Source organism: Sphingobacterium sp. WOUb80, from assembly GCF_050058145.1.
In the GTDB taxonomy this organism is placed as follows: domain Bacteria; phylum Bacteroidota; class Bacteroidia; order Sphingobacteriales; family Sphingobacteriaceae; genus Sphingobacterium.
This window is the reverse complement of the sequence record NZ_CP165617.1, coordinates 2,154,931-2,179,497: the sequence shown is the minus strand read 5'-3', so window position 1 is coordinate 2,179,497 and position 24,567 is coordinate 2,154,931. Positions and strand designations below refer to the sequence as shown.

At 37.3% G+C, this 24,567-nt stretch carries 27 protein-coding genes; 15 read left to right on the top strand and 12 right to left on the bottom strand.

What is annotated here, in order from left to right:
* Positions 1-5 precede the first annotated feature (5 nt).
* Both glgX and treZ read left to right on the top strand, forming a co-directional pair.
* Positions 6-2,114 carry a glycogen debranching protein GlgX gene (gene glgX, locus AB1Z56_RS08985; protein ID WP_426791792.1) on the top strand — a complete coding sequence of 703 codons (2,109 nt, stop codon included), beginning with the start codon at positions 6-8 and terminating at the stop codon, positions 2,112-2,114.
* Positions 2,115-2,128: 14 nt separating this feature from the next.
* On the top strand, positions 2,129-3,961 hold the full coding sequence (gene treZ / locus AB1Z56_RS08980) for a malto-oligosyltrehalose trehalohydrolase (RefSeq protein ID WP_426791791.1): 1,833 nt from the start codon (positions 2,129-2,131) through the stop codon (positions 3,959-3,961).
* Positions 3,962-3,998: 37 nt separating this feature from the next.
* On the opposite strand, the gene AB1Z56_RS08975 is transcribed toward treZ, so the two are convergent.
* Positions 3,999-4,151: a lmo0937 family membrane protein gene (locus AB1Z56_RS08975; RefSeq protein ID WP_120333750.1), complete on the bottom strand. Its 153-nt coding sequence runs from the start codon at positions 4,149-4,151 to the stop codon at positions 3,999-4,001.
* A 434-nt stretch (positions 4,152-4,585) separates the two neighbouring features.
* Here AB1Z56_RS08975 and AB1Z56_RS08970 point away from each other — a divergent pair, with 434 nt between their 5' ends.
* Positions 4,586-5,086: an RNA polymerase sigma factor gene (locus AB1Z56_RS08970; RefSeq protein WP_309360154.1), complete on the top strand. Its 501-nt coding sequence runs from the start codon at positions 4,586-4,588 to the stop codon at positions 5,084-5,086.
* A gap of 163 nt (positions 5,087-5,249) precedes the next feature.
* Here the strand turns inward: AB1Z56_RS08970 and AB1Z56_RS08965 are convergent, their stop codons facing one another.
* Complete coding sequence (locus AB1Z56_RS08965; protein ID WP_120333748.1) at positions 5,250-5,534, bottom strand: hypothetical protein; 285 nt, start codon at positions 5,532-5,534, stop codon at positions 5,250-5,252.
* Positions 5,535-5,987: 453 nt separating this feature from the next.
* Here AB1Z56_RS08965 and AB1Z56_RS08960 point away from each other — a divergent pair, with 453 nt between their 5' ends.
* On the top strand, positions 5,988-6,269 hold the full coding sequence (locus tag AB1Z56_RS08960; protein WP_309360156.1) for a hypothetical protein: 282 nt from the start codon (positions 5,988-5,990) through the stop codon (positions 6,267-6,269).
* Positions 6,270-6,442: 173 nt separating this feature from the next.
* Here the strand turns inward: AB1Z56_RS08960 and AB1Z56_RS08955 are convergent, their stop codons facing one another.
* Positions 6,443-7,006, bottom strand: coding sequence for a ferritin-like domain-containing protein (locus AB1Z56_RS08955; protein WP_309360158.1), 564 nt, complete (start codon positions 7,004-7,006; stop codon positions 6,443-6,445).
* 262 nt (positions 7,007-7,268) lie between these two features.
* Between AB1Z56_RS08955 and AB1Z56_RS08950 the strand changes: the two genes are divergently transcribed.
* Together AB1Z56_RS08950 and AB1Z56_RS08945 are read left to right on the top strand one after the other, a co-directional pair.
* Positions 7,269-9,383: a catalase gene (locus AB1Z56_RS08950; protein WP_309360160.1), complete on the top strand. Its 2,115-nt coding sequence runs from the start codon at positions 7,269-7,271 to the stop codon at positions 9,381-9,383.
* A 103-nt stretch (positions 9,384-9,486) separates the two neighbouring features.
* Positions 9,487-10,350: an SDR family oxidoreductase gene (locus AB1Z56_RS08945; RefSeq protein WP_426791790.1), complete on the top strand. Its 864-nt coding sequence runs from the start codon at positions 9,487-9,489 to the stop codon at positions 10,348-10,350.
* 220 nt (positions 10,351-10,570) lie between these two features.
* Here AB1Z56_RS08945 and AB1Z56_RS08940 read toward each other — a convergent pair whose 3' ends face one another.
* Both AB1Z56_RS08940 and AB1Z56_RS08935 read right to left on the bottom strand, forming a co-directional pair.
* Positions 10,571-11,545 (bottom strand): quinone oxidoreductase family protein, encoded by a 975-nt coding sequence (locus tag AB1Z56_RS08940; RefSeq protein ID WP_426791789.1) that lies wholly within the window; start codon positions 11,543-11,545, stop codon positions 10,571-10,573.
* 65 nt (positions 11,546-11,610) lie between these two features.
* A complete protein-coding gene (locus AB1Z56_RS08935; protein ID WP_426791788.1) occupies positions 11,611-12,183 on the bottom strand; it encodes a Crp/Fnr family transcriptional regulator in 573 nt (190 codons plus the stop codon).
* 365 nt (positions 12,184-12,548) lie between these two features.
* On the opposite strand from AB1Z56_RS08935, the gene AB1Z56_RS08930 reads away from it, so the two are divergent.
* The 4 genes from AB1Z56_RS08930 (at position 12,549) to AB1Z56_RS08915 (ending at position 16,396) form a co-directional block, all read left to right on the top strand.
* The gene (locus AB1Z56_RS08930) at positions 12,549-13,109 is read left to right on the top strand and encodes a hypothetical protein (RefSeq protein WP_426791787.1); all 561 of its coding nucleotides are present in this window, start codon (positions 12,549-12,551) and stop codon (positions 13,107-13,109) included.
* A gap of 642 nt (positions 13,110-13,751) precedes the next feature.
* A complete protein-coding gene (locus AB1Z56_RS08925) occupies positions 13,752-14,282 on the top strand; it encodes a DUF4468 domain-containing protein (RefSeq protein WP_426791786.1) in 531 nt (176 codons plus the stop codon).
* Positions 14,283-14,505: 223 nt separating this feature from the next.
* Positions 14,506-14,643 carry a hypothetical protein gene (locus AB1Z56_RS08920; RefSeq protein WP_426791785.1) on the top strand — a complete coding sequence of 46 codons (138 nt, stop codon included), beginning with the start codon at positions 14,506-14,508 and terminating at the stop codon, positions 14,641-14,643.
* A gap of 361 nt (positions 14,644-15,004) precedes the next feature.
* Positions 15,005-16,396, top strand: a complete 1,392-nt coding sequence (locus tag AB1Z56_RS08915; protein ID WP_426791784.1) for a serine hydrolase domain-containing protein — start codon at positions 15,005-15,007, stop codon at positions 16,394-16,396.
* Positions 16,397-16,994: 598 nt separating this feature from the next.
* On the opposite strand, the gene AB1Z56_RS08910 is transcribed toward AB1Z56_RS08915, so the two are convergent.
* On the bottom strand, positions 16,995-17,960 hold the full coding sequence (locus AB1Z56_RS08910) for an IS110 family transposase (RefSeq protein WP_426791783.1): 966 nt from the start codon (positions 17,958-17,960) through the stop codon (positions 16,995-16,997).
* Between the two features lie 260 nt (positions 17,961-18,220).
* Between AB1Z56_RS08910 and AB1Z56_RS08905 the strand changes: the two genes are divergently transcribed.
* The gene (locus AB1Z56_RS08905; protein ID WP_426791782.1) at positions 18,221-18,652 is read left to right on the top strand and encodes an SMI1/KNR4 family protein; all 432 of its coding nucleotides are present in this window, start codon (positions 18,221-18,223) and stop codon (positions 18,650-18,652) included.
* Positions 18,653-18,708: 56 nt separating this feature from the next.
* Here AB1Z56_RS08905 and AB1Z56_RS08900 read toward each other — a convergent pair whose 3' ends face one another.
* On the bottom strand, positions 18,709-18,837 hold the full coding sequence (locus tag AB1Z56_RS08900) for a hypothetical protein (protein WP_426791781.1): 129 nt from the start codon (positions 18,835-18,837) through the stop codon (positions 18,709-18,711).
* Between the two features lie 207 nt (positions 18,838-19,044).
* On the bottom strand, positions 19,045-19,410 hold the full coding sequence (locus AB1Z56_RS08895) for a hypothetical protein (RefSeq protein ID WP_426791780.1): 366 nt from the start codon (positions 19,408-19,410) through the stop codon (positions 19,045-19,047).
* 212 nt (positions 19,411-19,622) lie between these two features.
* Here AB1Z56_RS08895 and AB1Z56_RS08890 point away from each other — a divergent pair, with 212 nt between their 5' ends.
* Positions 19,623-20,618 (top strand): Rpn family recombination-promoting nuclease/putative transposase, encoded by a 996-nt coding sequence (locus AB1Z56_RS08890; RefSeq protein ID WP_426791779.1) that lies wholly within the window; start codon positions 19,623-19,625, stop codon positions 20,616-20,618.
* A 287-nt stretch (positions 20,619-20,905) separates the two neighbouring features.
* Here AB1Z56_RS08890 and AB1Z56_RS08885 read toward each other — a convergent pair whose 3' ends face one another.
* Entirely contained in the window at positions 20,906-21,367 is a 462-nt protein-coding gene (locus tag AB1Z56_RS08885) for an energy transducer TonB (protein ID WP_426791778.1), read from the bottom strand.
* Positions 21,368-21,427: 60 nt separating this feature from the next.
* On the opposite strand from AB1Z56_RS08885, the gene AB1Z56_RS08880 reads away from it, so the two are divergent.
* Complete coding sequence (locus AB1Z56_RS08880) at positions 21,428-21,706, top strand: DUF6896 domain-containing protein (protein WP_426791777.1); 279 nt, start codon at positions 21,428-21,430, stop codon at positions 21,704-21,706.
* Positions 21,707-21,761: 55 nt separating this feature from the next.
* The gene (locus tag AB1Z56_RS08875; RefSeq protein ID WP_426791776.1) at positions 21,762-21,887 is read left to right on the top strand and encodes a LuxR C-terminal-related transcriptional regulator; all 126 of its coding nucleotides are present in this window, start codon (positions 21,762-21,764) and stop codon (positions 21,885-21,887) included.
* Positions 21,888-21,938: 51 nt separating this feature from the next.
* On the opposite strand, the gene AB1Z56_RS08870 is transcribed toward AB1Z56_RS08875, so the two are convergent.
* The 3 genes from AB1Z56_RS08870 to AB1Z56_RS08860 are packed head-to-tail and all read right to left on the bottom strand — an operon-like array spanning position 21,939 to position 23,172.
* Positions 21,939-22,217 carry a SemiSWEET family sugar transporter gene (locus AB1Z56_RS08870; RefSeq protein WP_426791775.1) on the bottom strand — a complete coding sequence of 93 codons (279 nt, stop codon included), beginning with the start codon at positions 22,215-22,217 and terminating at the stop codon, positions 21,939-21,941.
* The gene (locus AB1Z56_RS08865) at positions 22,214-22,720 is read right to left on the bottom strand and encodes an N-acetyltransferase family protein (protein ID WP_426791774.1); all 507 of its coding nucleotides are present in this window, start codon (positions 22,718-22,720) and stop codon (positions 22,214-22,216) included. Before AB1Z56_RS08865 ends, AB1Z56_RS08870 begins: the two co-directional genes overlap by 4 nt.
* On the bottom strand, positions 22,717-23,172 hold the full coding sequence (locus AB1Z56_RS08860; RefSeq protein ID WP_426791773.1) for a MaoC family dehydratase: 456 nt from the start codon (positions 23,170-23,172) through the stop codon (positions 22,717-22,719). Before AB1Z56_RS08860 ends, AB1Z56_RS08865 begins: the two co-directional genes overlap by 4 nt.
* 440 nt (positions 23,173-23,612) lie before the next feature.
* Here AB1Z56_RS08860 and AB1Z56_RS08855 point away from each other — a divergent pair, with 440 nt between their 5' ends.
* Positions 23,613-24,005 (top strand): hypothetical protein, encoded by a 393-nt coding sequence (locus tag AB1Z56_RS08855; protein ID WP_426791772.1) that lies wholly within the window; start codon positions 23,613-23,615, stop codon positions 24,003-24,005.
* The last annotated feature ends 562 nt before the right edge of the window (positions 24,006-24,567 follow it).

Sequence of the window (24,567 nt, the reverse complement as noted above, 5' to 3'; positions counted from 1 at the left end):
TAAAGATGGAAACAAAAATCAATACTGGAAGCCCTTATCCTTTAGGTGCAACTTACGATGGAGAAGGGGTTAATTTTGCCCTTTTCTCCGAAAATGCCGAAGCTGTCGAACTTTATCTCTATGATAGTTCGAACCAACAAGAAATCGAGAAATTTAAAATAACGGAGAAGACGCATCAAGTTTGGCATATTTATGTTTCGGGAATTAAACCAGGACAACTGTACGGTTATCGAGTGGATGGTCCTTACGATCCGGCCCAAGGGCATCGCTTCAACCCGCATAAATTACTGATTGATCCCTATGCAAAGGCAATTTCGGGTGTCGTAAAATGGAATGATGCTTTATTTGCATACAATATAGGAGAGGACGATTTAAGTTTGGATACAACTGATAGCGCTCCTTTCGTCCCGAAATCCGTGGTTGTAGACGGTCATTTTGATTGGGGGGACGACCATCCTCCGCATATACCAATGCACCAGAGTGTTATTTATGAAACACATGTAAAAGGTTTTACAGCAACTCATCCAGAGATTCCCGAAGAAATAAGAGGAACATACGCTGCCTTGGCGCATCCTGTAACCATAAATTACTTAAAGGAATTGGGTATCACTGCAATTGAATTATTGCCTATACATCATTTTATTACAGACCGTCACCTACAGGATAAAGGACTAACTAACTACTGGGGATATAACAGTGTTGGTTTTTTTGCCCCTGATGTACGCTATTCAGCTTCGGGTAGCCATGGGGAACAGGTCGTGGAATTCAAGGAAATGGTAAAAGCACTTCATGGGGCAGGGATAGAAGTTATCCTCGATGTCGTTTACAATCATACAGGCGAAGGGAATGAAATGGGACCAACACTCTCTTTTAGAGGAATTGACAATGCTTCATATTATCGTTTGGCTGAAGATCCACGTTATTATATGGATTTTACTGGAACAGGCAATACATTAAATACCCGCCAGCCTAACGTACTACGGTTGATCATGGATAGTTTACGCTATTGGGTGCAGGAAATGCACGTTGATGGATTCCGTTTTGATCTAGCATCAGCATTAGCACGGGAGCTCAATGACGTAGATAAATTGAGCTCTTTCTTTGATGTTATCCATCAGGATCCCGTGATCTCACAGGTTAAGCTAATTGCAGAACCATGGGATATTGGAGAAGGAGGGTATCAGGTAGGCGAATTCCCCGCCGGTTGGGCCGAATGGAATGGAAAGTATCGTGACTGTATCCGCGATTATTGGATTGGAGCGGACAGTATGATCGCTGAATTTGCCAATCGCCTAACGGGATCCTCCGATTTATACCGGGGTGACAATCGTACACCTTCCGCGAGTATAAATTTCATTACCGCACATGACGGATTTACCCTCCACGATCTGGTATCGTACAACGAAAAGCACAATGAAGCTAATGGTGAGGATAATAAAGATGGAGAAAGCCACAACCGCTCTTGGAACTGTGGTGCAGAAGGACCTACAGATGATTCAACGGTAAATAGCCTGAGAGAAAAACAAAAAAGAAACATGCTCGTCACATTGTTTCTTTCCCAGGGAGTACCTATGCTTGTCGCTGGCGATGAACAGGGGCGAACACAGCAGGGCAATAATAACGCCTATTGTCAGGACAATGAGATTTCATGGCTCAACTGGGCCAATGTAGACGTATCTTTATTGGACTTCACCAAAAAATTGATCCATTTTAGGCGAGAGCATCCGGTATTCTGTCGTCGCAAATGGTTTCAAGGATTGCCTATCCGCGGTATAGGTGTTGAAGATATCGTATGGTTTCTTCCAGATGCATCTGAGATGGATGATCATCACTGGCAGGAAGACCATGCGCGCTCACTCGCTGTGTTTTTTAACGGTGCGGGAATTAGATCAGTAGATACCGATGGAAAGAAAATCGTGGATGCTAATTTTTACCTGTTATTTAATGCGTATTGGGAAGACGTAACATACACGCTCCCCAGTGAAAATTATGGGGCTGGTTGGTTCAAGATCTTAGACACGAATAACGATACGATAGAAAGCTTTGGAAACTATTCAGCAGGAGATTCTATTTTGGTGCCCTCACGTTCCATACTTTTATTTCAATCACAATAAACTGGGGGATATTGATGAGCAAGACAGGAATTGAACAATTGGGTATTCGTCGCAATGGTGACGTTTGGCAGATTCGCGTATGGGCACCAATGGCAAAGAATGTGCTTTGCCGATTTTATCAAAAAGATATGGAGATCGCGCTTAAACCCCAACAGTATGGTTATTGGTACGCAGAGACTGATTTACTAACAGCTGGAGATTTATACAGGATCAGTGTCGATGGCAACGAATTGCCGGACCCGATTTCGCTCTCCCAGCCAGAAGGTGTACATGGTCCCTCAAAAATCGTTGATCTCACTTTTTCTTGGACCGATAAAGACTATCGACCTCCAGCATTGTCTGATTTTATTATTTACGAGCTTCATGTAGGAACATTCACTTCATCCCATGATTTTGATGGTGTTATCAAAAAGATTCCCTATCTGAAAGATTTGGGTATCACTGCTATTGAAATTATGCCTGTTGCACAGTTTCCTGGTGAAAGAAATTGGGGCTACGATGGCGTTTTTCCTTTTGCAGTGCAGCATTCCTATGGTGGCGCTTCGGAATTCCAAAGGCTTGTGAATTCCTGTCATGAGGCCAATATTGCGGTAATTTTGGATGTCGTCTATAATCATCTCGGTCCAGAGGGAAACTATTTCTCGAATTATGGCCCATATTTTACCGACAAATACCATACGCCCTGGGGTAATGCGCTGAATTATGACGACGGCTATTGTCATGGACAGCGGGATTGGGTACTGAACAATGTACGCATGTGGTTTGAAGACTTTCATATCGATGCGCTGCGTTTGGATGCGGTACATGCAATCAGGGATTTTAACGCTGTTCATATCCTTCAGCAAATTCGTAAGGAAACGGATGAAATGATTGCTAAATCCGGAAAAAAACATTTTCTATTTATTGAATGCGATCTCAACGATAGACGATTTTTAGACCCATTGGCGATAAATGGTTTTGGGATGGACGCACAATGGCTCGATGAATTTCACCATGCTTTAAGAGTAAGCGTGGGCGAACCAAAAAAGGGGTACTATGAGGAATTTAATGGATTGGCCGATCTAGCAAAAGCTTATGAAAAAGCATATGTATTCGATGGCAACTATTCTTTCCATCGGGAAAAATTCTTTGGAACAGACACTCTCGGTATCAAAGGGGATCATTTTATAGTCTTCTGCCAGAATCATGATCAAGTCGGCAATAGGATGATGGGCGATCGCGCGGCTTCACTCTATCCTGTAGAAATAACGCGACTTATGGCCTTTGCCGTGTTCATGTCACCATATCTTCCTTTACTGTTCATGGGAGAAGAATGGGGAACAAAACGAGCTTTTCCCTATGTTACTAGTCATAGTGACCCCAAACTTGTAGAGCAGGTGAGACAGGGACGAAAGAAAGAGTTTGAAGATTTTTTTAAAGATTCAGAATTTCTCGATCCGCAGGACGAGACGATATTTAGGAATACCGTATTGAATTGGGAAGAACAGGATAGCGAAATCCATCAGCAACATTTATCCTATTATAGATCCCTGATAGCATTCCGTAAAACCAATCCTGTGCTGAAAAATATACAGCGCGATGAAATGACAGCCAAATGTCTCCCGGAACAAAATGTACTTATCTTAGCGATGAAAAAAAACGATAGTTCTCTATTTGTAATGATGAATTTTTCTGCCATTGCACAACAGGTAACTCTACCTGCGGATCTGCAATGGAAAATGATATTTAATACGAATGAAATGGATACCGAGATTTTGTCAGATGCTGATTATGCTCAAATCACTGTCGCATTGCTAAAGCCTTGGTCAGGTCAGGTTTATTTTTCTAGTCAAATGCATGGTATATAAAATTTTTATATACCATGCACCAGATTTTTATATCGCGTTAAGCAGCCCCTCGGATGACACGTAACAGAACAACAATAATGGCGATAACTAATAAAACGTGAATTATATTCCCTGTAGCATAACCTCCAAAGAAACTAAATGCCCAGATAATGACTAAAATAACAGCAATGATATACAATAAATTTCCCATAATATATTTGTTTTTGCAGTAGAACAGCCTTCGATAGATTATGGTTTGAATGGATAAAATTTAAACGCTAATTCTTATTTATCAATCGCTAGTTGTTAGTTATTAATAAGGTATACAGTTTTCAGCGACCGACTACCAAATTGTTTTGCAAATAACACTTAAGAATAAACGTATTTATAACATTTCCCCATATATAAATACCCTATTGTCTTTTTTTATTATTTGCTTATTTTTTTATCTGTATTTAAAATTAAGCGCAAAAATCCATTAAAATTTGCTTAATAGGCTTTGTAAATAAGGACAACGTATTTTTACCGCTAACAATGCTATTTATTTTATATGGCAATTGGCCCTCAAAATTAGCACTCTTCTTGTTATCCTTTTCTTGTATAATCATTTTAAACAATCAGTTGAATAAAGAAAGAGGATAAGTTATGAACAACCACAATTTAAATGTACTCATCAACGAAAAAAGAAGTTTACTTCATCATTTTGCTGCTAAATTTACTGCTGATCCGGATGAAAAGGAAGACCTGATCCAAGAAACGTGGATACGAGCATTGAAGTCCATAGACAATTTTATTCAGCATCCGAAGTTAATGAGCTGGTTATATGTAATTATGAAACATACTTACATTAATAAGTATAGAAAAGCAAAACGTACTACCGAAATTCAAGATCAATATGTGGTCTTGGAAAGTGCAAATACAACAGAACTCAACAAAGGGATTAATAAGTTTATGGCCGAAGATATCGAACGGGCGATGAACAGCTTAACGGCAGAAAACTATGAAATTTTCCGTTTGTTTTTAGATGGTTATAAATACCATGAAATTGCATCCTATTTTGATATGCCAGAAGGTACAATAAAAACGAGAATCCATATGGTAAGAAAAAAGCTGCAAAAACAGCTTAAGGTCTACCGGTTAAATTGACAATCCCAATAAATAAAATAAAAGCTAACGTTTCAGTTTAGTTTGATTTTTGCAAAGGCTGACTTTTTAAGGTCAGCCTTTCTTTAGTGTACTTTCAAAACAATAGTTCCTTTGCGGAAATCGTATGGTCATCAACTGAACATGATTGCACTCCGACGAAGGTTCATCCCGGCTGCAACTTTTCGACTATTTTCCAATTGTCCTCTTTTTTATCATATCGAAGTAGCCAGGTTTCCTGGGGGACTTTCTCTTCCTTATCGGTTGAATGTTCACCCACCGTAATCGTGATCTCTGAAGGAAGAGCGTGGATAATTTCGGCGTAGGCTTTTTCGCCACCAAGGAATTCGATAATTGCTGGCATCGCATTATAACCAATTTCCGGGCTGAATAAGAACTCAGCTATGCCGCCATAATGAATCTCAGTACCATGAAAAATAATACCATTCATAATCTTACAAATTGAAAGTTAAAGTTATAGTGATCTTATTTCAGATCATAAATTTTGGAATTTTGATCTGCGATAATTCTAACAGTCGTATGCCATTTTTGTTTTTTTAGCAATCCAATAATTTATTTTGCAAAAGCAATCTATTTGTTTTTGAGACGTGTTATATCAGTAATTAAAAGCAGGAGCTTGAGGCTGAAATAGAAAAATTTTCAGGCAAAAAGGATTCAAAAAAAATAATATATTAATCATGAACGTAAAAAGAATATTTGGAACTATTCTCACAATATTGGGTATTGTAGGACTAATTTATACTGGCTATGAACTGATCATGAAGAGTAATGCCTATACGAATTTGGCAGTAGTCGGTATTTTGGCGCTTATTTTCTTCTCATCAGGAATAAGTCTTGTGAAGAATACTAAAGACGAGTCTTAAAGGCGGTTCATTGTAGGATTATGAAACAAATAAGTTTTGACGATTCACATATCTATATAGGTAGTTTTGGGAAGTTTAATTTTCGGCCATTAATGGATTGTGTCTATCTAGAGATACCGATCTATTTTATAGATGGTGCGATTTCGATGGGTAATGTCGAAGTAATTGATCCAGTTCAAATTGTCCTTTATGTTGCTCCATATACAACAGCTGCAGGTACAGCGATAAAAGCCAAAACGTGGGTTTTAGTATGTATTGAAAATTCGGATGTATGGAAAGTTTCTGAAAAATATAATGTTTAATATAAATTAGATTAGGTCTTTTGCTAAAAATTAGTGAAGGCCGAATTATCAAGTCCGGCCTTCATACACGAATTTTACTTAATATAGTTGAGAATATAAATAACAAATATATACCTATCCTTGTTTTCGTAAAAAGCCTTTAGCTCGTCGTGAAGACTTTTGCTGTATTTCGACTATTCTTGGGCAGCTTTGTCGTTTACAAAACCACCTGCTATCCCTGTCAATGCTTCGTCGGTATCCTTTTCATTATCTAAGGTTTTTTGGAGCAGTGTAGCTACATCGTCGTGTCCCATCGTTTCTGCAAATGTACGAAGAGTACCGTAAGTAGCGATCTCGTAGTGTTCTACTTTTTGTGCGGCAAGGATGAGACCTGCGTCTCTGGTAAAAGTATCCTTTTCTGTGTCAGAAATGATCGAGTCGGCTTCATCAAGCAAACCTTGCATGGCGTCACATTTTTTAGCAACAGCTTTTTCTCCCAATTGCTCAAATACCTGTTCAAGAGTGTCTATATGTTTCTGAGTTTCCTTGGTATGCTTTTCAAAAGCAGCGGCGAGTTTTTCGCTAGTTGCAGCTTGCTGCATTTTGGGTAAAGCTTTCACTAAGTGTTTCTCTGCCCAATAAATGTCTTTTAGTTCATCGACGAAAAACTCGTGGAATTCACTGTCTTTCATTTTTCCTGTATTACCAGAAGGTTTTTTTGTGGCATTTTTTGCCGGTTCAGATTTCGTTGTTGCCATAATAAAAATTTTAAGTGTTACTTCATAGATAACCCTGCCCAAACCACTTTAGTTCAATAAAAGAAATCTAGCGCTTAATTTATTTAAAAACCAGCGGTGTTTTCTCAAATCCCTTCATCGAACGGTAAATGTAAATACCTGTCAAACTTTTCAGACTTTGGCTTTGTTCACCTGGTGGATCTAAGTAAAATAGTACGGTATATAAGAATTAAGACCTGCCATGGGAAAGATTATACTAGTATAAAACAGAACAGCATTGGATATGAAAAAAGAAAAGAATTTAAAAACTGCTGAGATAGATCAGCATTTAGTGGACAATTCCCAGCAGATTATGACCACCAATGATGGTGTGCCTATTTCCGACAACAACAATACCTTAAAGGCGGGTGAGCGGGGGCCATCATTACAACAGGACCATATTTATTTTGATAAGCTGATGCATTTTGACCGTGAACGTATACCAGAACGTGTCGTTCATGCGCGTGGATCAGGAGCTCATGGTATTTTCGAAGCCACAGCTGACCTATCCCAATATACGAGCGCAGCATTTTTAAAAAAAGGAACAGTAACGCCTCTTTTTACAAGGTTTTCAACAGTAGCGGGCTTCAAAGGTTCTACCGACCTTGCAAGAGATGTACGAGGTTTCTCTGTTAAATTCTATACCGAAGAAGGCAATTACGATCTCGTTGGGAATAATATTCCAGTTTTTTTTATTCAGGATGCGATGAATTTTCCAGATCTCATCCACGCCGTAAAACCAGAGCCGAACAACGAAATACCGCAGGCGGCATCTGCACATGACACCTTTTGGGATTTTGTATCACTGATGCCCGAATCTGCACACATGATCATGTGGACGATGTCAGATCGTGCCATTCCCCGCAGTTTAAGGATGATGGAAGGTTTTGGTGTCCATACGTTTAAATTTGTGAATGCTCAAGGTAAAGGCACGTTCGTTAAATTTCATTGGAAACCCAGATTAGGAGTACATTCAGTCGCATGGAACGAAGCTCAAAAGATCTCAGGATTTGATGCTGATTTTCATCGGAGGGATCTCTACGAAGCTATTGAAAGGGGCGATTTTCCGCAATGGGATCTCGGCGTTCAATTAATTCCTGAGGCTGATGAATTTAAATACTCGTTTGACATTCTTGATGCGACAAAGATTATTCCAGAGGAACTGGTGCCTGTTCAGATTATCGGAACGATGACACTAAATCGCAACCCAGAGAATTTTTTTGCAGAGACCGAACAAGCGGCTTTCGATCCCGGAAGGTTAGTGCCAGGTATAGATGTTTCGGATGATCCGCTTTTGCAAGGGCGAATATTTTCCTACATGGATACCCAAAATTATAGATTAGGTGGTCCAAATTTCCATGAGCTTCCTATCAATCGTCCAGTGACCGGCAAACATAATAACCAAAAAGATGGTTTTGCGCGATCTGAGATTCCTAAAGGTGCTGTGAGTTATTTCCCTAATAGTAAAGCTGTGGGTTGTCCTTATCACGCAATGCTCAATGATGGGGTAGGATTTGAGTCCCACAAGCAACCTATTGATGGCTCGAAAATTAGGGCTCGCTCAGATTCCTTCGCAGACCACTTTACACAAGCAAGATTATTTTTTAATTCACAAAGCCCAGAAGAACAGGATCACATGGTCAATGCCCTGAGTTTTGAGCTTTCGAAAGTAAATGATGTCAATATACGAAAGCGAGAACTGGCTATTTTGAATCAGATAGATCCGAGATTAGCAAAAAATGTTGGTACAAACCTCGGGCTTACACCGCCAAAAGAACTTGATCCATTAACCCTCAAATTCGCACGGCAAAACCATCCTCAATATCCTCTTAAACCAGTCAAACCAGAAGTTGATAAGTCTGTTGCTTTGAGCATGCAAGTAAAAGACGGCGAGGGTACAATCAAGAGTAGGAAGGTTGCTTTCCTTGTTGATAATGGGGCTAGCAAATCCTCGATAGATAAAATGAAAACAGCACTTGAAAGCGAAGGAGCACAAGCCGTGCTAATCGCATCTCATGTCGGAAAGATCAAGTTCATGGAAGGGACAGAAGAAGATATCCAACATTCCTATCTTACAGAGGCCTCAGTTTGTTACGATGCGTTCTTCACACCAGCAGGCGAATCAGTAAAGACTCTAGCGCAAAATGCCGATTATCTACATTTTATCAATGAAGGTTACCGACACTGTAAGGTCCTTGCATTTGCAAAAGATGCTGAAGGGTTAGCTGAACGATCATTTATTAAAAAAGATAAAGGCGTTATTTTCGAAAGCAAGGACAATTTAACAGCAGATTTTATAGCGGTAATGAAAGGCCACCGTGTTTGGGAGAGAGAAAAATCAAGAAAAGTGCCTTCTTGATGTATAACAAATAGTTCTTCGTTAGAAGAACTATTTGTTATACAATCGAATAGAAGTAAGGCTGGAAATCAAAAATTGTTTGTATTTATTTATAGGAAGTAGTATGAAAAAAGTAGCAAGTAAAAAGATTCGACCACTGCAAAAGCAAAAGCGACCGGGATTGGAAATAAATATGGCACCAGTTCCTGACACATCTCCATTAAAGTATCCTGCAGAAGGAAAATTAAAAAATAAGGTAGCGTTGATTACGGGCGGAGATAGCGGCATTGGCAAAGCTGTAGCGTTGTTATTTGCGAAGGAAGGAGCTGATATTGTTATTGCTTATCTAAGTGAATCAAAAGATGCAAAACAAACCAAGAAAGAGGTTGAATCCTTCTCTAGAAAATGCACGCTGATTAAAGGTGATTTGGGAAATGAAAATAACTGTAAAAAAGTAATTGATTTTACGATAAAAACGCATAAGAAAGTTGATATTATCGTTAATAATGTAGGTCTTCATTGGGAAACAGCATCAATTGAAAAAATTACCACTGAACAGTTACACAAGACTTTTCAGAATAATTTCTTTTCCTATTTCTGGATTACGAAGTATGCCATACCTTATCTTAAGAAGGGGGCAAGCATCATTAATACATCGTCTGTAACTGCTTATCGAGGCAGTCCAAAGTTGATCGATTATTCTGCAACAAAAGGTGCCATAATTTCTTTTACACGAAGCTTGTCAGCAAATCTTATCGCTAAAGGAATTAGGGTCAATGCTGTCGCCCCAGGTCCCGTATGGACTCCATTGATAGCATCTTCATTTGACCCTAAAAAGAATTCCGAATTTGGAAGCGACTCTCCCATGGGAAGGGCAGGAATGCCGAATGAAATTGCACCAAGCTTTCTATTTCTAGCTAGCGAAGATTCACGTTTTATGAGCGGTCAAGTTTTACATCCCAATGGCGGAGAAATTGTCAATGGCTAGTTAACGAATAACTCGTCATCAGATCTGCAAGTCGTCTAGGGGTGGAAAGCTCCTTTCTTGTTTAAATAGGCACGAGAACAATAATAATGTTTCTTCTAATATTGATCATTCTGAGGCTCTCGGGTAGAAGAGGGGTTCGGCAGTTAACTCTTTTTGAGGTTGCGAGCTTCTCTTTTCAACTTTTTTCAAATAAAGTACAGACAAAGATACTACAGGATTATCAGATGATGATAACCAAGCGTTTTCCTCCATCAATATTAATATCCCAAGCTGTTTCGATGTCTTTTAGCGGAATTTTTACTGTATCAATCGTTAGTTTAGCCTCAGCTGCAAGCTGGAACATTTCGGGAAGTATTTTATCAATAAGTAGCTTTATTTCTTCTCGGGTCCATGATCCAAGGCCAGAACCTGAAATTTGGATATCAGTACTGCGTAAAACAGAAGATGATAATGTAAGCGTATCGCTCATCATCCCTCCAACGGTAACATAACGTGTACGGTGCGAAAACGAGCCATCACCTTTCAGTGCTGATAAAATAAGTTCTGCACTCTGTCCCCATAAATAATCAATAACGACATCGATCGGAATTTGATTGTGGCTGTTTTTTAATTGTTCTAAAAAGGCTTCGTTCTCCTGTTTAAGGTTGATAATTTCATCTGCACCTAAGGCCAATAATTCTTTTAAAGCCGATTCATTTCGACCCGTTACAATTACTTTTTTTGCGCCGTAAAATTTGGCAATCTGCACAGCAATTTTCCCTGTGACACCTGTCGCACCATTGATTAAAACAGTTTCTCCTGTTTTTAAGCCAGCCCTGAAAAGTAATGCAGGGGCGGAACCCATTACTGCATTTGGTAGGGCGGCAGCCGTTGCATCATCAATGTTTCCCGGTAGTTTCACTATTCTATTTTTATCTACGATTGCCTTTTCTGCAATCATTCCACTGATACCTATTCCGTATACCCGAGTTCCATCCTCCAGGAAACCGATGCCATCTCCACCGACAACCTTTTCCTTAAATATTTCGTTCTGTGTGGAATAATGTTTACCGCTTGCTTGCATTTTGTCAAGGTTTTTTACGGCAGATGCCTTTACCAAAATCAATAACTCATTTTCGCTCTGAACCTTTGGTTCCGGAAATTCTTTTGTATATTTTGGCAATTCACCTTTTTGGAATACTACTGCTGCTTTCATCTTAATAATTTTAAGACAAAATTAGAGACTGGCATAACCTTCAGCAATAACATTTGTTATCAAATCTATTTTTTCAATATTTTACTTTTGATCCGGCTTAGGTGTACGGTAGAAATTCCCAGATAGGAGGCGATGTAATGCTGTGGAACTCGTTTTACAATTTCAGGTCTTTCTATTAATAAATTTAGATACCGCATTTGTGGGGTATCCCTGACCATTGAGAAGAAATATTTCATATAATCGAAAGTCCGATCAAAAATTTTATCAATAAACATATCCCTCAAATGAGGATTTTCTTTGATTTCCTCAATTATCCGATCCAAATCTCTTTTGTGTATCCACCATAAAATACTCGGCTCAATAGTTTCAATATTTGTAGGGCTCGGAATATTTTTCCGGAAGCTTTCGATGGAGCCAACTGTTTCATTTTCCAGGAAAAACTGGCACGTGATATCTTTTCCATTGCCATTGAACCACACACGGATGCAACCTTTTTCAATCAGGAACATTCTTTTAGAGACTTCACCTTCGTTTAAAAGTATGGTTTTGGCAGGAGTCTCCATACGCTTAAAACAGCTTGTATAATCATCCCATTTATCTGTATCAAGCTTAAATGTATTTTTAAATTGTTGAAACATTTTAAATCGAAGTTATTTTGAATTTAATATCATAATAGCGCCACAGTTAGTACAGTATCGCCAAGTTGCCAATATGTTGTGTGCTCGGAAAATCTATCAATCGTCGTGTTGATTGCCTTAGTTACCTTTCTCATGCTTATTCAGATTTTAATACTATCAAAGATATAATGTTGACCTCCCCCCACAAAACAGTACATTTTAAAAATAGAGAATTCGTCGTGAATTACTAACTTTAAATAGGAGAAGAAACGATGAAAAGATCAAAGTTTACCGAGGCACAGATGGACTTTGCCCTACGTCAGTCTGATGTGACAATGGCGCTGAGTTTATAGTATGCAATTTTAAAAAGACTTTCCTAATATTTTATGACTCTTGAAGAAATAATTAATCATCATAGAAATACTTACATTAATCAATTAATTTCCTTTTATGGAAACAGAGGTAATGGTGTAAAAGAAATATTACTAAAATTAAGTTCTGATGAGGAAACCTTATTATTTAATTTGACAAGACCTGATTTTTTATCAAATAATGATGGAAATTATGGTATCGAAGAATTATACCCAGATACATTTTCAAATCATCAGCCTATAAATTTTGTATATAAAAATTTAAATATAGCATTACACCCTATATTTTGGCACGGAGTTGAATTTATTTTGGATACAAAATTTGCAGAATTTGAGTGGTTAAAAAGTTGGACTACTACAGCTCTGAAAGAGAACAATGATGAATCTACTAATGAATTAGATTTGCTTGAGGCTATACATAATGTATCTATTCCCAGTATTTCGGAAAAATCAACGATTTTCACAGTAGACTTTGGCACTTCAACATCCGAAACATTTTTCGCGTTGTTGGATATTATTAATGAAATTGGAGCTAAAAACATTATCATAAATTCCTTTGATTTAATTGAAGAATAAAAACTGCATACAACATGGACGATATTCGATGAAAAACGATATAAAAGGAATAAAAAAAACCTTGAGTCTGGGAGGATCTCAAGGCTTCCTAATTACTACCTATTTTGAAAAGTACTATTAATACAATATTGAGTCCTGTTTAGTTTTTTAAAAAAAATTATTTATAGATGTTGAAAATGGAGTACTAGCTGTCAAAAAGTTTTCTCTTACGGGATTTTTGACTATAGATGATCTAAGCAGTAAAAAAATATTTTACATTGACAGATCAGCTGTGAATGATCATAGAAGAACTCTTTGCCTAATGAGCAAAATTATCCCAAATAATCTAACGGTCGTTACAATAGAGGAATATCCAAAGCCGGTTTAAATTAGGTGACGAAGCAATAAAATCTATAGATTCAGTTATATTATATCCGAAAAGGGAACTGTTTCTAAAATATATAGAATGTCCTAGGCGTAAAAAATAGCTACTTTGCGATCTTGTCGGATGATATAGCGCTTGGTCGCAGAAATTTCAAACCATCAACCATGATCTTGTGTTTCACTACTGAAAGGTGTATATTGCAACCAAGTTGTGATAGAAATAATCACTTCTACTGAAAAGTTTATTGATTTATTTAACTGTCCTTAAAATAATTAAATATGAAAATTATAGTAACCGCAATATTTATGCTTTTGTTCGCAAACTCAGCGTTCTCCCAGTATTTTACCCTTGCGCCAACCGGTTTCATATCTAAAGAAAACCAGGATTATGCTGTTGTAGAAGTTCCAGGCTCCAAACAGCAGGAGCTATACGATAACGTACTTAAGTCGATAAATAGTTTGTACTCCAATCCCAAAGATGGCTTGACTTTGATTCCTGGGCAGGCTATTACTTTAGCAGGTTACAAAAATAAGGGACTTAAAACCTCTGGTTTCTCGAAGGCTTATTATGATGTGGATTATACTTTAACTTTTTTGTTTAAAGATGGAAAGATACGAATCAATAGCCCAACATTTAGTGCCCAAATTATGAATTACAACGGTACTTGGAATAAAATGAACGTGAAAAAATTTTATTTTAAGGGTAATGGTGAACCTAGAGGGGAAAAAAATCATCAGTACGTAAACACATATTTTAATGATTTGATCAAATCCATTCTTGATAAATCCGCCAACATCGAAAATTGGTAAATCTGATCTATCAAAATAATTCTGTTAATTATACTCAAAACATACCCATACCTGCAGATTTAGTGAAGAGATAGCGCTAAGAATATGCTTTAAATGGCAAAGTGTTTGTTGAATAGGGATGTCCATCTATTGAAGTGATCCGCTGTGCCAAGATGCCCTTAAAGCCAGATCCAGGGAGTAAATAACAGCTTTCATTTGAATAAAAACCTAAACGTTCTGTAGAATGAATTGTTCTTATCCGGTTTACACGTTGCTGGGATATCCAGATCGTCCCGATGGGAAGCACCGCTATAAGGCTTTTGATTTGGAGGGACTGCCACCGCAGGGCAGTGATACCGAACAGACATCATTTCGCGCATAGTTGTATGAATCAGGAATGAAAATTGGCGAATGGAATTATTATTACCAAAATGGCGAATTGGAACATTTAGAGATTTATAATAAATACAAAAGACATAATGGTGAATGGAAATTTTAGAATGAACAGGGAACGTTGATAAAAACCGAATTCTATACATATGGAAAGGACACGGGGGATTGGAAGTTTTATGATGAAAAAATGCAATAAAATTCCCCGAGACTATAATCCATTTGGAATAAGTTTCCAGAAAAATAGGGATCAGCGAGGCTATGTTGTATAACTGGAAGAAGGTATTTGGCATTAAGCATTGTAAGCAGCATTCAAGAAAAGATTACATATATTCGTCCCATAATTGAAAGATATGATGATCAAAAAATTGCTTTTTGCCCCCTTATTTTTACTTTATGCAAATACTTTCGCACAAAGTATCCAAGCGACAAAAATAGATAGCCTCTTAAATACTTTGCATCATAAAGAAATGTTCAATGGTAATGTTTTGGTGGCAAAAGGTGGAAAAGTAATCTATAGGGGAAGCCGCGGCATGGCTAATGTGGCGACCGGGGAAAGTCTTAATCCAGAGACTATATTTGAACTTGCTTCTGTGTCAAAGGCTTTTACGGCAATGGCAGTAGTATTGCTGGAGAAGCGCGGAAAGCTCGCCTATGATGACTTGATGTCCAAGTATATTCCCGAACTAAGCGATTATGGTAACATCAACATTAAGCACCTACTTCTGCATACCAGCGGCCTTCCCGATTATATGGATTTGTTTATTGAGAATTGGGACAAGAGTCATTTTGTCACAAATGAAACCATTGTAACCGAGTTTGTGAAATATAAGCCAGTAGTTCATTTCAAGCCAGGTGAGCGATTCGAATACAGTAATACAGGGTATGCGCTATTGGCGCTCATAATTGAGCGAGTAGCAAAGGAAAGTTTCGTTACCTTTTTGAAGAATAATATATTCGACCCCCTAGGTATGTTGAATACCTCCGTGTATCGAAGTCGATATGCACCACGTGTGCTAAAAAATTACGCTGTGGGCTATGTAACAGATAGTTTGGGGAACAAAGTTGCTGCTGATAGCCTCGGTAAGGGTCACTATTATTATTATCTGGATGGTGTGGTAGGAGATGGTATGGTCAATTCCACCTTAGACGATCTATTCAAATGGGATAGAGCATTGTATACCGAGCAATTGGTCAATACAGCGGATAAGGCATTAATCTTTCAATCAGGAGTGACGGCAACCGGAGAGAAGACAGACTATGGCTTTGGATGGGAGATCGGAGAATCTAAGAAATATGGGCGTTTGATCTATCATTCAGGAGGCTGGGCTGGCTATGAAACTTATATTGGCCGGCAAATCGATCATGATGCGACAATTATTGTTTTACAGAATAATTCAACTTTCCTTACCTATACGCCGAAGAGTGAAATTAGAAAGATCATTTGCGATGAACCATTGCATGATCCCATCTTGAAATCATTAAAGCTCACAGATGATATGTTCGCACAATACATAGGAAACTATTTTGAACCGAACATTCCTTTAAACCTAAATTTTTTTAAAAAGGGCGATCTACTGATGCTTCAAGCCGATGGACAACATGCTTTGCCTCTGGATGCTTACGAAGATCATACTTTTAGATATGACCCAGCAAATATCCAGCTGACTTTTGACCTGAAGGCTGGGATAATAAATTATAAACAGGGCAAATCGAACTTTCAATTTATGAAGAAGAAGCGATAATGGAGTAACCTTTTTAACGGCAACACGGAGTATACAGTCTATTATTATGATGACCACAATAATAATTCATATATGATTCTGTAAAGGAGCTGTTGTTGTGGATGACTGAATTAGCGGCCTATGCACAGAAGAGAGTTGATCAACATTGTCTATAGCAATTGATAACAATATCAAAGATCCTAAAAGAACTGGCATAATTACTCTGTAATTATGCGATTAATGATGTATAGGCTAATATAAAGCCGATTATAGAATGGCGCAGACGGTAAAATCTCGTTACCGAAGTAAAAGTTTTTAAAGCCGAGCTGTTTAGATATAATTGCCGCAAATAAAAAAGTAAAAAGCGAGTATCTAGCCAACATGGCTTCCCTTGGCGGTTATCGAATAAATCAGCTACGGTTTCCCGTATCCAACCATTCTTTCAAACTTATACCTTAGTCTAACGATTTGTAATAATCTTGAAAGTTAATAGCTGTAAGTCTATTAATTTCAGCATACCACGACCAATTCCAACCTTCCAATAGCTATAAGAAAACATTTTCTGATCTGTAAAGTTTTCAGGACGAACTATATTAAATTCCAAATTTTTTATAACTATTTATTCTGTTGAACATGTATAATTGTCAACGTAATCCGTATTCGATATAATAACTGCAAAGGCCTGTCTTAATAATTTATTTATAACGGCCATTAACGCCACCTTGCTTGGTTTACCTTTAATTTTTAAACGTTCATATAATTCCCTACACGGGGTATTATATCGGATTGCCGACCAAGAGGCAATATAAAGTAGCGAGCGAAGTTCTGGATCGCCATGACGAGTAATGATTCCTTTAGTTTTAATTGATGTTCCCGACTGCTGATAACTGGGACATACGCCAATGTATTTTGCGAATTTTTTAGCTGAATTAAAATACTCAAAACCACCAGTTGCCATTATAAGTTCAGTCGCAACTCCATTTCCTATCCCTTTAATAGATGTCAGGTGATCCAGCTGTTTTGAAAATTCATTACGGGTTACGGCGACTATATCAAGATTCAATTCTTGTATTTGCTTTTCAATGAAAGCAATACTCTTTTTTAGAGCTTTGTTTGCCGTGTGGTCGACTTTTGGTAGCGCGAGAAATGATTCCTGAACATTTAAAAGCATACGTAATTGCTTCTTAAATTGTCGAAGTAGAGTCCGTTTTTGCCGAAGTCTTTGAATGGCCACGCTTGGAATCTTATAAATATCAGGTTTCATTTTTTCTCCATACATAGCAATTAACTTAGCATCCAGATTATCAGTTTTTGTGACACTTAGCATCATCTTGGCAAAGTGATTAATCTGTTTAGGATTTACCATGGACACAGCTATATGTGCTTCTTGGAGCAAATAGAGCAAAAGAGTGCTGTACGTCTCTGTAGCTTCCAGGACACATTGGTAATCGTCCTTATGAAGTGTGGTGATAAACTGTTTAATACCTTTACAATCGTTCTTAAAGATTTCCAAACGATAAGCGTTTTCTGTAGGGTAAGCAACCGTAAAACTGATTTTGCTTACATCAATTCCAATCCATTTCATAGCATTGATTTAATATAAAATAACATCTATAAAACTATCGTCGTAAATGCGGATTTTAAGATCCATCGAACTATCCAGTTTTGAGATGAAAGAAAGCGTGTGACGAAACGTCCTGAGCGGTATCCTGCTACCAACGAGACAACTGTCTTAACCACGCTTTCTTCAAATCTAATAAACATATTATGAGATTAAATCAAACATACGACGAGACAATATGACAACAGAAAAATAGAACTTTACAAAAAATAGTAACTTAGAATATGAAAACAGTCAGTGAACTATTATTGAAATACAATTGTCCAAAACGTACTCAAAAAGCCAAAACAAAAATTGAACAAATACAAAGAATTTTGAACTTCAATCTTCCTAACGATTACTTGTTTTTTTTACAGAATTACTCCGGTTTTGAACAGTTTATAGGACCAGAGTTTGTGAGACTTTGGGACACTGACGAATTAATTGGAGCCAATATCGACTATCAAATTTTTGAGAACCTTCCAAAGACTTTGGCAATTGGTGGAAATGGAAGTAGTGAACTTATTACGAGAAGAGCGTCAGAGGCCCTAAATGTATTGGCAATAGTGGGGCGGACATTAATAAACAGTTGTTGGATGGCTAAAATAATGGCGTTGGAAATTTCTAAGTTTTCGGTTAGGAAGAAACGTTTTGAGGTATCGAAAATTTTTGAATAGAATTAACAACTGATATCTCAAATAATCTAGCAAGCTTTACAGAGCCTGTAAAGTAACTATTTTGGTAAATTCATAAGTAGTTCCTTTGCAGCACTTTCTTCTGCCAATTTTCGTAAAGCCTTTTGCACTCCTAAACGAATTCGTTCAGCAAGATTGATATTTTCAATATTTACCTTATCGTTCATTATGGGATTTAGATTTTAGTATTGGCCAAATTTTGCTATTTGAAACGAATTCTCCACTTCATAAACGACTTCAAATATCAGTTTTCTCCAAAGATGGATGAATTTGAACAAAAGAGTAGTCGAAATCGTTCTGGACAAATTGGTGGATTCAATTACCAGTTTCATGGTGGGCTGTCGTTTAGAGAAAGATGGGATAGTACTAACCTTTTATTCCTCCGCTTTCTTCATTATGTAAATAATTCCAGAAGTTCCACCCGACCCATTATAGTTATCCGTTAAATCGAATGTATTTACCAGTTCATAGCCAATCTTTGACATATAGTTCAATATGGAGGCATAAGATTTTTTATTGGTCAATACTTCGGACAGCTTTTCACCTTCCGCGATCTGCTCATCAGAATCTCCTAGGTCAACTTTTACCTTTAGTTTTTTCGATAGGAATTTCCCTTCCACCCGGATATACGCATAAAAATAAGTGTTGTGTATTTTATCAAAAGCGTTATTAGAATAATTTGCGGAGCTGCTGTTAAGACAACAAACGGTAAGAAAAGTGATTAAAAGTAATTTACACATAATCGATATTATTTACTAGGCTATAGCCCTAATTTAAGACATACTAAGTAACTCATAAAATTTAATAAAGACTAGTCTGTCTATAACTTTTCAGCTCGTGCGATTGATTATCACTATAAATTACTTTCCTACTTTTGTTTTTTTTTGCTAATTAATTTAGTATTTTTGAATTTATTATTGTATATTTGCTTGATAACCAATTAATAAATGTTATGGCTAGATCAAAAAAGCACTTGGGTAGGTATGTAGATCCACGTACCGATTTCGGTTGGAAATTTTACTTTGGTAGGGAGGACAACAAAATCTTACTGATTGAGTTTCTCAATAGTCTATTTCATGGAGAGAAGATAATTTCGGATCTAAGATATAAGCCTGTAGAACATGATGGTGATTATGAGGAAATGCGTCGTGTTGTATTTGATTTACATTGTATCGGCAGCGATGGTGAGGTTTTCATCATTGAGATGCAGCAGCTCTTTCAAGAATTTTTTAAGGACCGTGCAGTGTACTATACCTCACGTCTCATCAATAAACAATTAGCGCGAGGTAAGAAGGGTAGTGATTATTACCTACCGGAGGTTTACTTTATTGGTATTTTGGAGTTTGATATGGATAGAAATGGAAATTCTGGTATATCCCGTGTCACAGAATGCCCTTATTTCTATGATGTGGCGCTGTGTGACAAATTGACCAAAGAAATATTCTATGATAAATTGGGATATAAAATGATTTCGCTTCCATTATTTAATAAACAGCCGGAAGAACTAAAGACAGTTATGGATCAGTGGTTGTACTTACTTAAACACTTGAGTACCATGGATAGATTGCCAACATTTTTGGATAAAAGAATATTTGGTCTTATCTTTGAGATAGGAGAGATAGGTAAACTAACGGAGGAGGAGCTAATGTCATACGAAGCAAGTTTAAAACATAAGCGTGATGCTGAGAGCGTATTTAATTCGGCCAAGAAATCAGGAGAAGCTTTAGGTCACGCTAAAGGCCTAGCAGAAGGTAAAGCCAAAGGTCTAGCGGAAGGTAAAGCCAAAGGCCTAGCAGAAGGTAAAGCTAAAGGCCTAGCAGAAGGTCTAGCAGAAGGAGAGCGTAAAAAAGCTCTTGAGACTGCTAAAGCATTTAAGGAAATGGGGCTACCTATAGCTGATATTGCTAAGGGCACAGGTGTTTCTGTCGAAGAGGTCGAAAAACTCTAAATTTCGCTATTGGGGGACTGTTCCACTAAATGTGCAAATAAATTACGGAGTTCAGCTATGTCCCTTATAATTGGACTCTGTTTCCATATAAAGTAGAACTGATTTAGGATAATGTTCAATTATAAATAGGCATTGCTCATTTTTCTGGAGATTTCTCTCAAAACCAAGTATATAGATTTCTCTCAAATAATCTCGCGATCTTACAATAGATGAACACCAGCTCAATAGCAGTATGTAAAGCGCGTATACCATTGTGAATTCATGATCTGTGGGAAACATATTCGCTATTATTTAGTTTTTCTTTTGTTATTTTCTAATGCTAGATTACCAGCGTCAAACCTCAGCGGGTAGGTGTATCCGCATTTTACAGCACGTCCATCTTGATATCCCGGTTTCCAGGGACTAGATTTTCTAATTAATTCAATTAATGCTTCACCTGTATGATAACCAATATCTTTGGTTATCTGCAAATTACTGAGCCGGCCATCTTTCTCAATCGTAAAATTGATAATCAGTTTGCCGTTTACTTTTGCTCTCTTGGCAGCAGTTGGTATCTTATAATTTTTAACAATCCAATTTTTAAATCCGTTTGTACCATAAGGCGGCTCAGGAAATACTTCAATCATGTGAGGAGGAATATCCGCGATTGAGTCATCCTCCAAAACAAGGGACTGACCGACAGCTTGCGATAAGATGCTTATCGATACGATACACATAAATGATAACTTGTGAACCCAAAAAAATCCCATTGTATTAATATATATAACTAAGCAACTAATTTACATATCTAATTTGTATCTTGATGCAAGATGATTAATCTAGTTATAAGAAAAGTATTGAACGATTATGTCACTTTCATAAACGACTTCAAATATCAGTTTTCTCCAAATATGGATGAATTTGAACAAAAGAGCGGTCGAAATCGCTCGGGACAAATTGGTGGATTCAATTACCAGTTTCATGGTGCGGGCTGCCGTTTAGGGAAAGACGGTATAGTATGTGAATTTGACTTTATGCCAACCAATGAATATCCCATAAAATTTTCTTTATGGAAAATGAGCGAATTTATTTTGACAAACACTGGGTAAATAGTTACAGGTCTTCTTCTCCAAATACTGAAAAACAAATTCCGGAACTTCGGTATTGACCTTAATTATACATAGAAAATCAAATAAGGAAATAGCGGATGTTTTTTGCCTATCCAGTGAAATCGTAAAGACCCATCGAAAGAACCTGATACGCAAATTGAAGTCTAAAAATATTACCTAATTGATGCGATATAGTATTTTTCTATAGTATTGCAAGGTTGATAAGCGAAGTTTATTTTCGGTATTTCCACATATAGAACAACAGAATTCCGCCAACGATTGTACCTAAGCCTTGAGCCCAGATGATAACCCAGTCATCCTTTAAAAAGCCGTATATAGTCCATAGGAAAAAGGAAATAAAGGATGTGACAAATAAGACGGTGGAGATCCCCGCCGTTGATTTTGACTTCCTTATTTTCTGGATCTGCTCAGGAAAACCGATAAGCTTGATAGCATAGGAAGCAACGAGGGTTAAGATACCAAAAATCTGTATTGCCAGTTCTTTACTCATACAGTTCGTATTAAAATTGATTTTCTTATTTTGTTATTCCCTTTTTTGGAATCAGGCATTTGCCCGATGACATGCCAGCCTGTTTCTGACGTTATTTTTTTTGCTGCCTCATTGGTTAGCGCAACAAAGCCTATAATATATTCCAGTTCGCTTTTTTCTGCCTGTGCCATCACATATTCCAGTAAGAGCTTTCCGACACCTTTGAGCCGGTTAGATTTTGAAATATAGGTACTACTCTCGGCAAATGCATGTTCACGGAACGGATTGTTTGATACACGGATTAAAGACTGCCAGCCCAATATTTTTTCAGTTTCATCAACAGCCAACCAAAAATTGAAAATACCATTCCTACTAAAAAAATTGGAAGCGAATTTTTTGCGTATCTGCTCCATATTGAAAGCGCTATCATCAAAAGAGTTGCTAATGCCGTCAAGCCAGATCCGATAGATCTCGTCAAAGTCGTTGTCCTTAGCCAATCGGATTTCAATATTTTGTGCTATCATGGCTGGTAATATTTTTTATTCATTAAAATAGCCTCACCTGTCACCTTCAGTTCTCCGGTTTGTTTATTAATGATTTCATTGCGGTAACGGACTCTGTTTCTGTCAAGTAGTAGTTCTGTAACTGTAAAGACTGCTGTATATACCTCATCGGCAAAAACCGGCTTAACATATTTTGCTGATTGGCTGATCAAAATGTGTCCGTCAGGGTAGAGCATTGTTCCATAGACTTTGGAAAATATACTAATACTATAATAGCCATGGACAATGCATTTCCCAAAGATCGAATCATTACCGTAGGTTTCTGTCACATGAACAGGATTGGTATCACCTGATAATTCTGCATATTTTAGGACCTGCTCCCAGGAAAAGGAAAAGTCATATTCAAATGTATCGTTAAGCTGTGGTTTCATGGTCAATGTAGTCGTTTGGTAGTAATACTTATGTATGGTCATTTACATAAACAAATAGGTAGAGCCGTAGGTAATCATGTTTCAATTATTTTAACACAGTGAAATTAGTATGAATTGGTTTTAGAGAAAATACCCACTTGTGGGTATTTTTTTAATCTGTCCTAACTGTAACTTTAAGGCGGAAAGCAAAGCTGATTACAACTACATAACAAATAGGACGTAATACCTTCGAATTCGAAATGTACAATCGCCTGATAGAAACGCTCAAGGAACACGTCCAGACAATTTGTGTGATGCTGTTTTCGGGCTATGAGAGTCTTCATCCATCCAATTACATATAAAAAATGAGAAACCCTAAATATCTTTACCTTATATAATATTGCTAATATTATTAGTAATATTGTGAAATGGAACCGCTAGAAATCTTTTGCCGAAATCGGGTAATGTACGCTCAAATTACCGTGCATGATAAAAGCATGGGCATGAAAGATTATCATCTTTATAACAAAAATGGTCTTGCTTTTTATGTTTTCAGGAAATCTCAGGGAGTGTGGCAATTGGCATTCGGTGTACTTGCTGATGACATCAAGGAAGCGTGCATTGACGCGCTTATACTTCGCTTTGATACGGATGTGCCTGAGTTGTTTTATCATCATGGAAAACGCCAGGTAGTGGAAGTCCGGGCCAAGAAATATAGCCTTTGGCATATTTATCTCAATAATGCTTATGTAGGAAGTATTCAATATTACACCTTCACTAAGCAGTTCAATTACCACCTTGACGACAATGGCTTATTGACCGATGATCACGTGCAAAAATATATAGCCATGATACAACGTGGGGAATTAAAGTGGATAAAGGACGATATGCGATGAAAAAGGATATAAAAAAACCTTGAGTCTGGGAGGATCTCAAGGCTTCCTAATTACTACCTATTTTTGAAAAGTACTATTAATACAATATCGAATCCTGTTTGGTTTTAAAAAAAATATATCTAGCTGTTGAGGATGGAGTCCTAGCTGTCAATAAGTTTTCTGTTATTGGATTTTTGACTATAGATTAACTAAGCACCAAAAATATTTTGAATTGACGGATCAGGTGTGGATGATCATGGAAGAACCTTTTGATAAAAGACGGTTGTCATTATCGAAGAGTAGGTTGATTTGGAGTGATCTTTAAACTGATAATATATTTGATGAAGTGAAATAGCCTTTTGGAATTAAATTATTATCAGCAGTCCTCCTTTAAACAACATTTTAGCGGAAATGAACAACTATTATCTCAACTAATCTAGCGATCTTTACAATAGATAAACGCCCCAAGCCAGTTAGAATCAGGCGACGGAGCATTTAGCCAACATTGCCTCCCTTGACGGTTATCGAGGGGGGCTTCTTTTTGTTTAAAATGTTTAATTATTGTCTTATTAAAACTGCTGAA

Bases quoted from the DNA above. Each gene is read 5' to 3' on its own strand.
- glgX (WP_426791792.1), top strand. From the start codon at position 6: ATGGAAACAAAAATCAATACTGGAAGCCCTTATCCTTTAGGTGCAACT.
- treZ (WP_426791791.1), top strand. From the start codon at position 2,129: ATGAGCAAGACAGGAATTGAACAATTGGGTATTCGTCGCAATGGTGAC.
- AB1Z56_RS08975 (WP_120333750.1), bottom strand. From the start codon at position 4,151: ATGGGAAATTTATTGTATATCATTGCTGTTATTTTAGTCATTATCTGG.
- AB1Z56_RS08970 (WP_309360154.1), top strand. From the start codon at position 4,586: ATGAACAACCACAATTTAAATGTACTCATCAACGAAAAAAGAAGTTTA.
- AB1Z56_RS08965 (WP_120333748.1), bottom strand. From the start codon at position 5,534: ATGAATGGTATTATTTTTCATGGTACTGAGATTCATTATGGCGGCATA.
- AB1Z56_RS08960 (WP_309360156.1), top strand. From the start codon at position 5,988: ATGAAACAAATAAGTTTTGACGATTCACATATCTATATAGGTAGTTTT.
- AB1Z56_RS08955 (WP_309360158.1), bottom strand. From the start codon at position 7,006: ATGGCAACAACGAAATCTGAACCGGCAAAAAATGCCACAAAAAAACCT.
- AB1Z56_RS08950 (WP_309360160.1), top strand. From the start codon at position 7,269: ATGAAAAAAGAAAAGAATTTAAAAACTGCTGAGATAGATCAGCATTTA.
- AB1Z56_RS08945 (WP_426791790.1), top strand. From the start codon at position 9,487: ATGAAAAAAGTAGCAAGTAAAAAGATTCGACCACTGCAAAAGCAAAAG.
- AB1Z56_RS08940 (WP_426791789.1), bottom strand. From the start codon at position 11,545: ATGAAAGCAGCAGTAGTATTCCAAAAAGGTGAATTGCCAAAATATACA.
- AB1Z56_RS08935 (WP_426791788.1), bottom strand. From the start codon at position 12,183: ATGTTTCAACAATTTAAAAATACATTTAAGCTTGATACAGATAAATGG.
- AB1Z56_RS08930 (WP_426791787.1), top strand. From the start codon at position 12,549: ATGACTCTTGAAGAAATAATTAATCATCATAGAAATACTTACATTAAT.
- AB1Z56_RS08925 (WP_426791786.1), top strand. From the start codon at position 13,752: ATGAAAATTATAGTAACCGCAATATTTATGCTTTTGTTCGCAAACTCA.
- AB1Z56_RS08920 (WP_426791785.1), top strand. From the start codon at position 14,506: ATGAATTGTTCTTATCCGGTTTACACGTTGCTGGGATATCCAGATCGT.
- AB1Z56_RS08915 (WP_426791784.1), top strand. From the start codon at position 15,005: ATGATGATCAAAAAATTGCTTTTTGCCCCCTTATTTTTACTTTATGCA.
- AB1Z56_RS08910 (WP_426791783.1), bottom strand. From the start codon at position 17,960: ATGAAATGGATTGGAATTGATGTAAGCAAAATCAGTTTTACGGTTGCT.
- AB1Z56_RS08905 (WP_426791782.1), top strand. From the start codon at position 18,221: ATGAAAACAGTCAGTGAACTATTATTGAAATACAATTGTCCAAAACGT.
- AB1Z56_RS08900 (WP_426791781.1), bottom strand. From the start codon at position 18,837: ATGAACGATAAGGTAAATATTGAAAATATCAATCTTGCTGAACGAATT.
- AB1Z56_RS08895 (WP_426791780.1), bottom strand. From the start codon at position 19,410: ATGTGTAAATTACTTTTAATCACTTTTCTTACCGTTTGTTGTCTTAAC.
- AB1Z56_RS08890 (WP_426791779.1), top strand. From the start codon at position 19,623: ATGGCTAGATCAAAAAAGCACTTGGGTAGGTATGTAGATCCACGTACC.
- AB1Z56_RS08885 (WP_426791778.1), bottom strand. From the start codon at position 21,367: ATGGGATTTTTTTGGGTTCACAAGTTATCATTTATGTGTATCGTATCG.
- AB1Z56_RS08880 (WP_426791777.1), top strand. From the start codon at position 21,428: ATGATTAATCTAGTTATAAGAAAAGTATTGAACGATTATGTCACTTTC.
- AB1Z56_RS08870 (WP_426791775.1), bottom strand. From the start codon at position 22,217: ATGAGTAAAGAACTGGCAATACAGATTTTTGGTATCTTAACCCTCGTT.
- AB1Z56_RS08865 (WP_426791774.1), bottom strand. From the start codon at position 22,720: ATGATAGCACAAAATATTGAAATCCGATTGGCTAAGGACAACGACTTT.
- AB1Z56_RS08860 (WP_426791773.1), bottom strand. From the start codon at position 23,172: ATGACCATACATAAGTATTACTACCAAACGACTACATTGACCATGAAA.
- AB1Z56_RS08855 (WP_426791772.1), top strand. From the start codon at position 23,613: ATGAAAGATTATCATCTTTATAACAAAAATGGTCTTGCTTTTTATGTT.